Annotated in this window: 9 protein-coding genes and 1 pseudogene; 7 read left to right on the top strand and 3 right to left on the bottom strand. The window is 72.8% G+C overall.

Annotated features, from left to right (window positions below; genetic code table 11):
- Window positions 1-14 precede the first annotated feature (14 nt).
- Entirely contained in the window at window positions 15-1,769 is a 1,755-nt protein-coding gene (gene sdhA, locus GBN72_RS11850; protein ID WP_151771658.1) for a succinate dehydrogenase flavoprotein subunit, read from the top strand.
- Window positions 1,769-2,542: a succinate dehydrogenase iron-sulfur subunit gene (locus tag GBN72_RS11845; RefSeq protein ID WP_151771657.1), complete on the top strand. Its 774-nt coding sequence runs from the start codon at window positions 1,769-1,771 to the stop codon at window positions 2,540-2,542. Before sdhA ends, GBN72_RS11845 begins: the two co-directional genes overlap by 1 nt.
- Window positions 2,543-2,785: 243 nt before the next feature.
- Here GBN72_RS11845 and GBN72_RS11840 read toward each other — a convergent pair whose 3' ends face one another.
- The gene (locus GBN72_RS11840) at window positions 2,786-3,688 is read right to left on the bottom strand and encodes a L,D-transpeptidase family protein (protein WP_151771656.1); all 903 of its coding nucleotides are present in this window, start codon (window positions 3,686-3,688) and stop codon (window positions 2,786-2,788) included.
- A gap of 248 nt (window positions 3,689-3,936) precedes the next feature.
- On the opposite strand from GBN72_RS11840, the gene GBN72_RS11835 reads away from it, so the two are divergent.
- On the top strand, window positions 3,937-5,517 hold the full coding sequence (locus GBN72_RS11835) for an acyl-CoA mutase large subunit family protein (RefSeq protein WP_151771655.1): 1,581 nt from the start codon (window positions 3,937-3,939) through the stop codon (window positions 5,515-5,517).
- Between the two features lie 390 nt (window positions 5,518-5,907).
- Here GBN72_RS11835 and GBN72_RS11830 read toward each other — a convergent pair whose 3' ends face one another.
- The gene (locus GBN72_RS11830; protein ID WP_151771654.1) at window positions 5,908-7,242 is read right to left on the bottom strand and encodes a polysialyltransferase family glycosyltransferase; all 1,335 of its coding nucleotides are present in this window, start codon (window positions 7,240-7,242) and stop codon (window positions 5,908-5,910) included.
- Window positions 7,239-8,222, bottom strand: a complete 984-nt coding sequence (locus GBN72_RS11825) for a glycosyltransferase family 2 protein (RefSeq protein WP_151771653.1) — start codon at window positions 8,220-8,222, stop codon at window positions 7,239-7,241. Before GBN72_RS11825 ends, GBN72_RS11830 begins: the two co-directional genes overlap by 4 nt.
- A 198-nt stretch (window positions 8,223-8,420) precedes the next feature.
- Here GBN72_RS11825 and GBN72_RS11820 point away from each other — a divergent pair, with 198 nt between their 5' ends.
- From GBN72_RS11820 to GBN72_RS11810, 4 genes and pseudogenes are all read left to right on the top strand, one after another.
- Window positions 8,421-9,770: a DUF6716 putative glycosyltransferase gene (locus GBN72_RS11820; protein WP_151771652.1), complete on the top strand. Its 1,350-nt coding sequence runs from the start codon at window positions 8,421-8,423 to the stop codon at window positions 9,768-9,770.
- A pseudogene (locus GBN72_RS35210) lies at window positions 9,767-10,207 on the top strand (acylneuraminate cytidylyltransferase family protein); the annotation flags it as partial. The gene GBN72_RS11820 and the pseudogene GBN72_RS35210, both read left to right, overlap by 4 nt.
- 381 nt (window positions 10,208-10,588) lie before the next feature.
- Entirely contained in the window at window positions 10,589-11,527 is a 939-nt protein-coding gene (locus GBN72_RS35205; RefSeq protein WP_246212461.1) for an N-acetylneuraminate synthase family protein, read from the top strand.
- 91 nt (window positions 11,528-11,618) lie between these two features.
- Window positions 11,619-12,641 carry a hypothetical protein gene (locus GBN72_RS11810; protein ID WP_164540568.1) on the top strand — a complete coding sequence of 341 codons (1,023 nt, stop codon included), beginning with the start codon at window positions 11,619-11,621 and terminating at the stop codon, window positions 12,639-12,641.
- Window positions 12,642-12,846 lie beyond the last annotated feature (205 nt).

Here is a 12,846-nt window from a genome sequence, read left to right as displayed (position 1 = left end):
GGGCTGCAGACTTCATGAAGATCCACAAGTACGACACCGTCATCGTCGGCGCCGGCGGCGCCGGCATGCGCGCCGCCATCGAGGCGACGAAGCGCAGCCGCACCGCCGTGCTGACGAAGCTCTACCCGACCCGCTCCCACACGGGCGCCGCGCAGGGCGGCATGGCCGCCGCGCTGGCCAACGTGGAGGAGGACAACTGGGAGTGGCACACCTTCGACACGGTCAAGGGCGGTGACTACCTGGTCGACCAGGACGCCGCGGAGATCCTGGCGAAGGAGGCCATCGACTCGGTCCTCGACCTGGAGAAGATGGGCCTGCCGTTCAACCGGACGCCCGAGGGCCGCATCGACCAGCGACGCTTCGGCGGTCACTCCCGCAACCACGGCGAGGCCCCGGTCCGCCGGTCCTGCTACGCCGCGGACCGCACCGGCCACATGATCCTCCAGACGCTGTACCAGAACTGCGTCAAGGAGGGCGTGGAGTTCTTCAACGAGTTCTACGTCCTCGACCAGCTGCTCACCGAGGTCGACGGCAAGCAGGTCTCGGCCGGCGTCGTCGCCTACGAGCTGGCCACCGGTGAGATCCACGTCTTCCACGCGAAGTCGGTCATCTACGCCTCCGGCGGCACCGGCAAGTTCTTCCGCGTGACCTCCAACGCGCACACCCTCACCGGTGACGGCCAGGCGGCCGTCTACCGCCGGGGCATCCCGCTGGAGGACATGGAGTTCTTCCAGTTCCACCCGACCGGCATCTGGCGCATGGGCATCCTGCTCACCGAGGGCGCCCGCGGTGAGGGCGGCATCCTCCGCAACAAGCACGGCGAGCGCTTCATGGAGAAGTACGCGCCGGTGATGAAGGACCTCGCCTCCCGCGACGTCGTCTCCCGCTCCATCTACACGGAGATCCGCGAGGGCCGCGGCTGCGGTCCCGAGGGCGACCACGTCTACCTGGACCTCACCCACCTGCCGCCGGAGCAGCTGGACGCCAAGCTGCCGGACATCACCGAGTTCGCGCGCACCTACCTCGGCATCGAGCCCTACACGGACCCGATCCCGATCCAGCCCACCGCGCACTACGCCATGGGCGGCATCCCCACCAACGTGGAGGGCGAGGTCCTCGCCGACAACACCACGGTGGTGCCGGGCCTGTACGCCGCCGGCGAGGTCGCCTGCGTGTCGGTGCACGGCGCCAACCGCCTGGGCACCAACTCGCTGCTGGACATCAACGTCTTCGGCAAGCGCTCCGGCATCGCGGCCGCCGCGTACGCCCACTCCGCCGACTACGCCCCGCTGCCGGAGAACCCGGCGGAGTTCGTGGTCTCGGAGGTCGAGCGCCTGCGCTCCGCCACGGGCGAGGAGCGCGTGGCGGACATCCGCCGCGAGCTGCAGGACACCATGGACGCCAACGTCATGGTGTTCCGCACCGAGAAGACGATCCAGGCGGCCGTGGAGAAGATCCGCGAGCTGCGCGAGCGGTACAGGAACGTCTCGATCCAGGACAAGGGCAAGCGGTTCAACACCGACCTGCTCGAGGCCATCGAGCTGGGCAACCTGCTCGAGCTGGCCGAGGTCATGGCCGTCTCCGCGCTGGCCCGCAAGGAGTCCCGCGGCGGCCACTACCGCGAGGACTACCCGAACCGCGACGACGTCAACTTCATGCGCCACACCATGGCGTACCGAGAGGTGGCCGAGGACGGCTCCGCGAGCATCCGTCTCGACTACAAGCCGGTCGTCCAGACCCGCTACCAGCCGATGGAGCGTAAGTACTGATGGCAACCCCGACCCTGGAGAAGACCGACGGCGGCGCCGAGCCCGGTTTCGCCGACTCCCCGTACATCACGGTCACCTTCCGCGTCCGGCGCTTCAACCCCGAGGTGTCCGCCGAGGCGGAGTGGCAGGACTTCACGCTGGAGATGGACCCGAAGGAGCGTGTGCTCGACGGTCTCCACAAGATCAAGTGGGACCTGGACGGCACGCTCACCTTCCGCCGCTCCTGCGCGCACGGCATCTGCGGCTCCGACGCCATGCGGATCAACGGCAAGAACCGCCTGGCGTGCAAGACGCTGATCAAGGACATCAACCCCGAGAAGCCGATCACCGTCGAGGCCATAAAGGGCCTGACCGTGCTCAAGGACCTCGTCGTCGACATGGAGCCGTTCTTCCAGGCCTACCGCGACGTGATGCCCTTCCTGATCACGAAGGACACCAACGAGCCGACGCGTGAGCGTCTGCAGTCCGCCGAGGACCGCGAGCGGTTCGACGACACCACCAAGTGCATCCTGTGCGCCGCGTGCACGTCGTCCTGCCCGGTGTTCTGGAACGACGGCCAGTACTTCGGTCCGGCCGCCATCGTGAACGCCCACCGCTTCATCTTCGACAGCCGTGACGAGGCGGGCGAGCAGCGCCTGGAGATCCTCAACGACCGTGACGGCGTGTGGCGCTGCCGCACCACCTTCAACTGCACGGACGCCTGCCCCCGTGGCATCGAGATCACCAAGGCGATCCAGGAGGTCAAGCGCGCGCTGATCACGCGTCGCATCTGACCCCCGCCGCCACCCGGCGGAACGCACAGGCCGAGGGCCCCGCAGCACGCTGCGGGGCCCTCGCCCCGTGTCCCGGAGGCATCCGGTGACATTTTCGGGGCACACGGCGCTGAGTGAAGTGGGCCGACTGGTCATCGGCTGCCGCGGAGCCAGGGTTCCCCCCCGTACACCTGGCCCCGCACCCCGCGCGGGCGGGACACGTTCCCCCTGCCCCGCCCGCGCACCCCTCCCCGACGGCCCCGGCTACCGGTGGACGACGACCTTGTCGCCCTCCCGCACCGACGCGAACAGCCCGGCGATCGCCTTCTCGTCCCGCACGTTGACGCAGCCGTGGGAGGCGCCCGCGTAGCCCCGGGTGGCGAAGTCCGGCGAGTAGTGGACCGCCTGACCGCCGCTGAAGAACATGGCGTACGGCATCGGCGAGTCGTAGAGCGTCGAGACGTGGTGCCGGGACTTCCAGTAGACGGTGAACTCGCCCTCGCGGGTGGGGGTGGCCACCGAGCCGAAGCGCACCGCCATGTGGGAGACCGTCCTGCCGTCCACCATCCAGCGCAGGGTGCGCGTCGTCTTGTCGACGCACAGCACCCGCCCCTCCAGGCAGCGCGGGTCGGGCGGCCCCGGCTTCTGACCGCCCATCAGGTACAGCTCCCACCGGCCCGGTTCCCGGGTCATGTCCAGCAGCCGCTGCCATCCGGCCGTATCCATCCGCCCGGTGCGCGGCAGTCCCCGCTTCCCCTGGAAGCCCTTGACCGCCTCCTCGGTGGCCCGGTCGTACACCCCGGTGGGCCCCTCGTACAGCCAGGCGATCTGCCGCAGCCGGGCCTGGAGTTCCCGGACGTCACGGCCCTTGTCGCCCGGCTCCCACAGCACCTTCGCCGGTGTGGGGGAGGGCGACGGCGTGGCACGGCGGGCGGAGGGACTCCCCGACGGACCACCGGACGGACTCCCGGACGGCGAGGGGCCCGGGTCCGGCTTCTCCGGCGCCGGCGCGGCGGGCGAGGGGGCGGCCCGCCCGGCGTTGCGCTCGTCGTCGGTGGCCCCGGTCCAGGAGGGCTCGCTGCCCGGCTGAACCGTGCACCCCGCGACGGCGGCCGCCACCACCACCAGCGAGGCCGCCGCCCACCACGTCGTCTTCCGTCTTCCCATCGCGGCGACCCCCGTCGTCCGTGTGCCGCACCCGGCCTGATGCGCCTGTTGCCGTCATGCTCCCCGCACCGGCCGGTGGCTGAACCACGGCTCACCCTCGCGTGTCGTGCGCCGCGTGTTGTGAGCAAGGTCCCAGCGCGTGACCCTCCACCCACAGCGGGCCCGCCGCTACAGTCCGTGGCAGGTCTCCCCGGTCTCGGTGAGTGACCCCAACGGCGTGAACCAGCAAGGACGCGGAGGCACATTCCATGGCGCGCGAGTCGGAGTCCGGACTGCCCATCGAGCCGGTCTACGGACCGGGTGCCCTGGAGGGCTGGGAACCGGCCGGCAAGGTCGGTGAGCCGGGCTCGTACCCCTTCACCCGCGGCGTCTACCCGTCGATGTACACGGGCCGCCCCTGGACCATGCGGCAGTACGCGGGCTTCGGTACCGCCGTCGAGTCCAACCAGCGGTACAAGCAGCTCATCGCCAACGGCACGATGGGCCTCTCGGTCGCCTTCGACCTGCCCACCCAGATGGGCCACGACTCCGACGCCCCGATCGCCCACGGCGAGGTCGGCAAGGTCGGCGTCGCGATCGACTCCGTCGACGACATGCGGGTCCTCTTCGACGGCATCCCGCTGGACAAGGTGTCCACGTCGATGACCATCAACGCGCCCGCCTCCCTGCTGCTCCTGCTCTACCAACTGGTCGCCGAGGAGCAGGGCGTCGGTGCCGACAAGCTCACCGGCACCATCCAGAACGACGTGCTGAAGGAGTACATCGCCCGCGGGACCTACATCTTCCCGCCCAAGCCGTCGCTGCGGCTGATCGCGGACATCTTCAAGTACTGCAAGGCCGAGATCCCGAAGTGGAACACCATCTCGATCTCCGGCTACCACATGGCCGAGGCCGGCGCCTCGCCCGCGCAGGAGATCGCCTTCACCCTCGCCGACGGCATCGAGTACGTCCGCACCGCGGTCGCCGCCGGCATGGACGTGGACGACTTCGCGCCCCGGCTGTCGTTCTTCTTCGTGGCCCGCACCACGATCCTCGAAGAGGTCGCCAAGTTCCGTGCCGCCCGCCGCATCTGGGCCCGCGTCATGCGCGAGGAGTTCGGCGCGAAGAACCCCAAGTCGATGATGCTCCGCTTCCACACCCAGACCGCGGGCGTCCAGCTCACCGCCCAGCAGCCCGAGGTCAACCTGGTCCGCGTCGCGGTCCAGGGCCTCGCCGCGGTGCTCGGCGGCACGCAGTCGCTGCACACCAACTCCTTCGACGAGGCCATCGCCCTGCCCACCGACAAGTCGGCCCGCCTGGCGCTGCGCACCCAGCAGGTCCTCGCCTACGAGACCGACGTGACGGCCACCGTCGACCCGTTCGCCGGCTCCTACGTCGTGGAGCGGATGACCGACGACCTGGAGGAGCTGATCGTCGGACTGATGGACAAGGTCGAGGAGATGGGCGGCGCGGTCTCCGCCATCGAGCGCGGCTTCCAGAAGGCGGAGATCGAGCGCAGCGCCTACCGGATCTCCCAGGAGACCGACGCCGGTGAACGCGTCGTGGTGGGCGTCAACCGCTTCCAGCTCGACGAGGAGGAGCCCTACGAGCCGCTGCGGGTCGACCCGGCGATCGAGGCCCAGCAGGCGGAGCGGCTGGCCCGGCTGCGTGCCGAGCGGGACCAAGCGGCGGTGGACACGGCGCTGGAGGCACTGAAGAAGGCCGCCCACGGCGAGGACAACGTCCTGTACCCGATGAAGGACGCGCTGCGCGCCCGTGCCACCGTCGGCGAGGTCTGCGACGCCCTGCGCGAGGTGTGGGGCACGTACGTGCCCTCCGACGCCTTCTGACCGCCCCGCCGCGCCGTCGGTCCGTCCCCGCCGTTCCGCGGCGGGGCGGACGCCGACGCCCGGCCGCGACAGCCGGGCGCCGGCGCCGCCGGGCCCACTGCCGCGGCCTCCGCGACCCTGCGCGACCCGCGGGGCGCACACGCGCTGTCCGGCGCGTTCCGCGCGCGATTCGGGCCCGCCCCCGGCGGCTACCGTCCGCCGAGACCGCCGTCCGGGTGCCCGGCTGTGGCCGCCGGGTGCGGCTGGTGCCGGGCGTGCGGGCGGGTCGTCGCTCGCCCGCCGGCGGGTGCGCGTCGGGCGCTGCGGCCCGTGGCGCGCTGTCGCGGGAGGGGACGGGCGGAAGACCGCCCCGCGCCCGCGCCCGGCGTCCTGTGGCCCGGGCGGGGCGGGTCAGCGGCGGACCGCGCGGCGGACCTGGCGGGCGCGGCGGACCATGCGGCGGGCCAGCCGGTTGTCGGGGAGGAACGACAGACCGGACGGCAGCCCGCCGGGCAGGCCCAGCGAGGCCAGCCGGCGGCGCTTGAAGTACCGCAGCCACCGCTCGTCCTGATGCGCCCCGAGGAACCGCGCGGCGACCGGACGCAGCGAAGGGTGGATCTTCGCCTGCATCGCGTAACCCACCGCGGTCACCAGCTCCCCCAGCTCCTCGGCCGTCGTCCCGGGCCGCTGCTCGCGCACCGCGTCGGCGTCGCCCAGGTCGGGCAGCAGCGCGTCGACCACCGTCACCGGGATCCGGTTGCTGTTCTGGTACGGCGTCAGCCGGTCCAGCAGCAGGGTGGTGCCGGTCCGCGCCACCGGCAGGCCGTGCAGGGCGGAGGCGGTGAGCAGCGCCGTGGAGAAGCATCCGACGACCAGGGCGGGGCGGATCCGGCGGAACAGCACCTCGGCCAGGACCGGCAGGTCCAGCACGGTCAGCTCCGCGCCCAGGCGTTCGGCCTCGTCCTGCACCGCCCGGTGCCAGGCCGCCGGGGCCGTGGGGTGCGGCTTGAACACCAGCGACCGGTGGCCGAGTGCCACCGCCCCGCGCACCATCCGCAGGTGCAGCGCCTCCTCCTCGTCGGGGGTGAGGATGTCCAGCGCGGACAGGTACTGGCCGAGCAGCAGCGCCGCCCCCCGCGGAAGGCCGGGGAGCTCCTCGTGGTCGGCCAGCTCGTCGAGGACCTTGCGGAAGGCGTCCGTGGGCACCAGCTCGGCGGGGACCTGGAACTCGGTGAGCAGCAGCGGGCGCAGGCCCGGCACCAGGTCCAGGTGGAGCAGCCGGGTGACCCGGGTGCCGACCAGCGGGTCGAGCTTGATCCGCGTGGGCCCGTAGCTCATCAGGCCGTCCGCGTAGACGGTCACCGGGGCGCCGGTGAAGATCTGCGTGACGCCCAGCGCGGGCTGCGCCTGGATCGACTCCACGGCCAGCTCGACGTCGTCGTCGCCCAGTCCCCACGCCAGCCGCAGGTGACGCTCCCACAGGACGGCGTCCTCGGGGCGGGGGACCCAGCCCGAGGGGTGGAACGGGGAGATGGTCGCGTTCCAGGAGAGCACCTCGTCGAAGCGGTCGCGCAGCGCCGCGAAGCCGGGTGCCACGTCCGGCGCGGGGGTGGTCTCGGGGACGGCGGCATTGTTGGAGACCAGCAGGATGCGGCGGTCGGCGGCGCCGAAGCAGCCGGCGTCCAGGGCGGCGGCCAGGGTGGCGGCGCCGTACAGGGTCGAGGCGAGGAGGATCTGCGTGGTCACGCGGCGGCTCCCACAGCCGGGCGGCGGCGCAGGCGGCGCAGCCGGGTGGCGCGTTCCACGTCCATCGTGTCCAGGGTCCGCTCCAGCACCTCCTGCGGCATCCGGCGCAGCGCGGCGGCGGTCAGCGTGCGGAGTTTCCGGCCGACCGACGGCTGATATCTGCCTTCCGCGTCCGCGGACAGGTGGTGGCACATCATCGCGCAATAGGTGCGCACCACCTTCGGCAGGAGTTCTTCGCCGTCCCGGTCCTCGGCGGTCTCCGCCATTACCAGGTCGAATGCGCGCAGGAAATCCAATTGCCTTTCGTCACCGATCCGGGTGAGCGACGAGGCCACTCCCCGGCGGTAGAAGACGCCGTACAGGTTCACCACGGCGAACGACTCGGCCTCCCGGTGCAGCCGCCAGGTCCACAGCCGGTCCTCGCAGGTGTGCAGGCCCTCGGTGAAGCGGAGCAGGCCCCGGTCGTCGTCGAGACGGCGGTGGTAGACGTCGGCCCAGACGAACGGGTAGTCGACGGAGGTCGAGCGTTCCGCCGGCAGGATCGCCTCGCGCGGGCTCATCACGGCGTTGCGCCGCCCGTGCGGCACCCGCTGGACCACCCGCTCGCGGCCGGTGGAGCGGACGTGGTCGGTGCGGACGAAGTCGCACCCCAGGTCGTCCATGGCCGCGATCAGCCGCCCGTAGTGGCCGGGGGCGAGCCAGTCGTCCCCGTCCAGGAAGGTCACGTAGCGCCCCCGCGCGGCCGTGAGGCCGGTGTTGCGGGCGGCGGCGATGCCCCGGTTGCGCTCGTGCCGCAGCAGCCGCGCGCCCGGCAGTCCGCGCTCCGCCCTCTCGAGCAGGGCGGTGGTGTCGTCGGTCGAGCAGTCGTCGACCAGAAGGAACTCGACGTCGGGTCGTGCGTTGGCCTCAAGGCTCCTCAGGGTGTCGGGCGCGTACTGCCGCACGTTGTAGAAGGGGACGATCACGGAGAGCTTGACCACGCGTTCGACGCTAGGCGCTCGCCCGGCACGGATTCTTATCCCTCGGTGGACTGCGGGTGAACAGGGACCGGAAAACATGTGAACCGCGTTTTCCCGAACGCCTCCCACCGGCCGATTGGTTTCTCGGCGGCCTTCTGTTCACCCTTTGTTGGAGTGCGGTTGGGCCGCCCCTCGGAATGGCTTCCTAGCGTTCCGGGTGTGCCAGCAAGTACCACGGAATCAGAAACGAGGGGCCCGGCGCCCGCGGCCCTGAGGGTCGCCGTCGTCGCGGACTCCGACACCCGGTGGAAATGGGGTGCGCTCACCGCACGGCGGCTGGCGCCCGCCGGCCGGGAGGTCCGCGTCGAGGGCCGCCTCCTGCGCGGCCGCGCCACCCCCACGCCCCGCCAGCTCGCCGAGGTCGGCGCCGGGTCGGACTCACTGCGCGAGGTGAGCGCCGTCGAGTTCCTCCGCGAGGCCGCCGACGAGCCGTTCGACGTCGTGCTGCTCGCCCTGGTGGGCGGCGGCGTGCAGGCGATGCTGCACGGCCTGCGCCACGCGTGGGGGGCCCGGAGCGGCGGGCGGCGGCCGGTGGTGGTCACCGGTTACGTCGGGATTGTCTACGAGAAGCTCACGGACGGCCTGCTGCTGCGCCACGGGGCCGACCTGGTGCTGGCCAACTCCCGCCAGGACGCCGACCGTTTCCGCGCCGTCTACGAGGGCGTGGGCGCGGACGCCGGACCGGTCACCGAGGTGGCGCTGCCCTTCCTGGGCGGCGAGCCGTACCGGGGCGGCGGCGAGGACCGGCCGTACACCGTGGTGTTCGCCGCGCAGCCCTCCGTGCCGGAGTCCCGCAAGGACCGGACGTACCTGCTGGAGCGTCTGGTGCGCCACGCCCGCCGGCACCCCGAGCGGGAGGTGCTCCTCAAGCTCCGCTCGCGGCCCGGGGAGCAGACCACCCACATCGAGGAACTGCCCTACCAGAAGCTGGTGCGGGGCCTGGAACCGCCGGCCAACCTCCGCCTGGTGTACGGCCACATGGGCGAGGTGCTGGACCGCACCGACCTGCTGGTCACGGTCTCCTCCACCGCAGCCCTGGAGTCCCTGCACCGCCGCATCCCCACCGCGGTCCTCACCGACCTCGGGGTGCGCGAGGCGCTCGGCAACCACCACTTCACCGGCTCGGGCGTCCTCGCGTCCTTCGACGACCTGGACGCCGGACGCCTGCCGGTCCCCGACGAGCAGTGGCTGGCCCGGCAGGGCGTGGCCGCCGACGGCGGGTACGCGCACGCCTTCGACGCGGCCCGCGACCGCCTGGCCGTGCTGCTGGAGTCGCCCGGCCTGCCGCCGCTCGACCCGTACTACACGCTCCGCACGGCGGGCGGCTACCTGCCCGGCGTCCTCGCCCGCCACCACCTGGCGCCCGACGGCGCCCCGCTGCCCGGCGCGCCCGCCGGCGACCGCGCCCCCGGCCCGCTGCGCCGGGCGGTCCGGGAGACCGCCCGCGGCGCCTACCGGCACGGGGTGCAGCGAGTGGCCCCGCTGATCCGACGCCTGGGGGAACTGTGACGGCCACCGCGCCCGCGCCGGCTGCCGTGCCGGCCGCCGGGGACCGCCGCGTCCTCGCGGTGATCCCCGCCCGGGGCGGCTCCAAGGGGGTTCCCGGCAAGAACCTCACGCCGGTGGCCGGCGTCCCGCTGGTCGTCCGCGCGGTCCGTGCCTGCCTGGCCGCCCGCCTGGTCACCGACGTGGCGGTCTCCACCGACGACCCGGCGATCGCCGCCGCGGCCCGGTCCGCGGGGGCGGAGGCGGTCCTGCGCCCCGCCGCCATCGCCGGGGACACCGCCACCTCCGAGTCCGCCGTCCTGCACGCCCTGGACGCCCACGAGGCGCTGACCGGCTCACCGGTCGACGTCGTCCTCCTCGTCCAGTGCACCAGCCCGTTCCTCACCTCCGCGGACGTCGACGGCGTCGCCGCCGCGGTCGCCGAGGACGGCGCCGACACCGCGGTCACCGTCGCCCCGTTCCACGGCTTCGTCTGGCGCGAGGGCGCCGCGGGGGACGGGGGCCACGGCGTGAACCACGACAAGTCCTCCCGGCCGCGCCGCCAGGACCGTCCCCAGGACCTCCTGGAGACCGGCGCCGCCTACGCCATGGACGCGGCGGGATTCCGCGCCCGCCGGCACCGCTTCTTCGGCCGCACCGACCTGGTCCGCACGGACCCGGCCCGCGTGCTGGAGATCGACGACCCGCACGACCTCGCCCGCGCCCGGGCCCTGGCGCCCCTGCTCGACCCGGCCGCCGAGGCCGGCGGGCGCGGCGAGGCCGTCCGCGACCCCCGTACCGACCGAGAACGACGTACCGATCACGTAAGGAAGACCCCCCTCATGTCCACGATCACAAGCACCAACTCCCGTCTGCGCGCGTTCGGTTCGCGTCTCGTCGGCCCCGGCCGGCCGGTCTACGTCACCGGTGAGATCGGCATCAACCACAACGGCGACCTCGACAACGCCATCAAGCTCATCGACGCCGCCGTCGAGGCCGGCTGCGACGCCGTCAAGTTCCAGAAGCGCACCCCGGAGATCTGCACCCCCCGCGACCAGTGGGACATCGAGCGGGACACCCCCTGGGGCCGGATGACGTACATCGACTACCGCCACCGCGTCGAGTTCGGCGAGGACGAGTACCGCGCCATCGACGAGCACTGCGAGGAGCGCGGCATCCACTGGTTCGCCTCCCCCTGGGACACCGAGGCCGTCGCCTTCCTGGAGAAGTTCGACCTCCCCGCCCACAAGGTGGCCTCCGCCTCCCTCACCGACGACGAGCTGCTGCGCGCCCTGCGCGCCACCGGCCGCTCCGTCATCCTCTCCACCGGCATGTCGACGCCGCAGCAGATCCGCCACGCGGTCGAGGTCCTCGGCTCCGAGAACATCGTGCTCTGCCACGCCACGTCGACCTACCCGGCCAAGGCCGAGGAGCTCAACCTGCGGGTGATCAACACCCTGCAGCAGGAGTACCCCAACGTGCCGATCGGCTACTCCGGCCACGAGACCGGCCTGCAGACCACCCTCGCCGCGGTCGCCCTCGGCGCCGTCTTCGTCGAGCGCCACATCACCCTGGACCGCGCCATGTGGGGCTCCGACCAGGCCGCCTCGGTCGAGCCGCAGGGCCTGGTCCGCCTGGTCCGCGACATCCGCACCATCGAGGCGTCCCTGGGGGACGGCGTCAAGAAGGTCTACGAGTCGGAGCTCGGCCCGATGAAGAAGCTGCGCCGGGTCCCCGGCGTGGTCGCCGAGGCGGGCACGCAGCACCCGGCCGCGGTCTGACCACGGGCCTTCGGCACCTGCCTCCCCTGCCTCACCACCGTCACCACCGACACCCCACCCCCACCTCCAGCGACAGGACGGCGGAACGCCCATGAGCACCATGAGCCCGCGCACGCTCGCCTTCGTCGAGAGCCCCGTTCAGCTGCTCAACGCCCTGGAATGGGCGGCGCAGGCCGAGGAGCCGAGGATCACCTTCGTCGTGCTGTCGCCGACCGACCCGATGAGCCGGGGCCAGCTCCGGCGGATGTCGGAGCTGGCCCGGCGGGAAGGGCACGAGATCCGCTGGGAGGAGGCCCGGGGCGGCGCGTCGGCCCCCTTCAGGACCGTGGGCGGGCTGGCCGGCGTGCTGCGGCGGGCCGAGCGGATCGTGGTGGGGGACCCGTTCTCCCGGTACGTGCAGCTGCTGCTGACCATCACCCCCGCCCGGGACCTGGTGGTCGTCGACGACGGCACCGCCACGATGGAGTTCACCGCGCAGGTGGTCCGCCGTGAGCCGCTGGTGCGGTGGCACCGGCGGGGGGCGCGGCCCTCGCCCCGGGACCTCGCGCTCGCGCCGGTCTCGCGGTTCGCGCGGCGGCGGCTGACGCCGGGGGAGCGGCGGAGGGTGGAGATCTTCACCGCCATGCCGCTGGCGGAGGTGCCCGAGGAGGCCGTGGTCACCGTGAACGACTTCGCGTGGACCCGCGCCTCCTTCGGGCCGCCGACGGTCACCGAGGGGGCCGACCTGGTGGGCACGTCGCTGGTGGAGACGGGGGTGGTGGACGCGGACGCCTATCTGGCGGCGGTGGGGCGGCTGGCCCAGGAGCACGGGGTGCGGCGGTACTTCGCGCACCGGCGGGAGAGCGCGGAGAAACTCCACCGGCTGGCGGTGGAGACGGGGCTCGGGGTGGTGCGGCCCGACCTTCCGCTGGAGCTGATCGCCCGCCGCGGGCCCATCGCCCGCACCGTCCTGAGCTTCCCCTCCACCGTGCTGCACACCCTGCCGCCGACGCTGGCGGGGACGGGGGCCCGCGTCACGTCCTGCCCCATAGACCCCACGTGGCTGACCCCCCGCACCGCGCCCGGCGCCCAGCGCTTCCTCACCGCCATCACCACCACCGCGGCAGCCGCCTGACCTTGCCGACACCGGGGCTCCGCCCCGCGCCACGGACGCCCCGTCCGCGGCCGGGGTTCGCGCAGTTCCCCGCGCCCCTTGCGGGGCGTGTCGTGCGGGCCGGCTGTGTCCGGGCTGTCGGAAACCGCCGGCGCCGACGCCGTGGGTCGCCGGGTGCGGTGGGTTCGCGGCCGGGGTTCGCGCAGTTCCCGCGCCCCTTGCGGGG

The sequence above is a fragment of the Streptomyces abyssomicinicus genome (assembly GCF_008974245.1).
GTDB classification, from domain to species: Bacteria; Actinomycetota; Actinomycetes; order Streptomycetales; family Streptomycetaceae; genus Streptomyces; species Streptomyces abyssomicinicus.
Note: the sequence above shows the minus strand (reverse complement) of the source record. Positions and strands in the feature narration are given on the sequence as shown.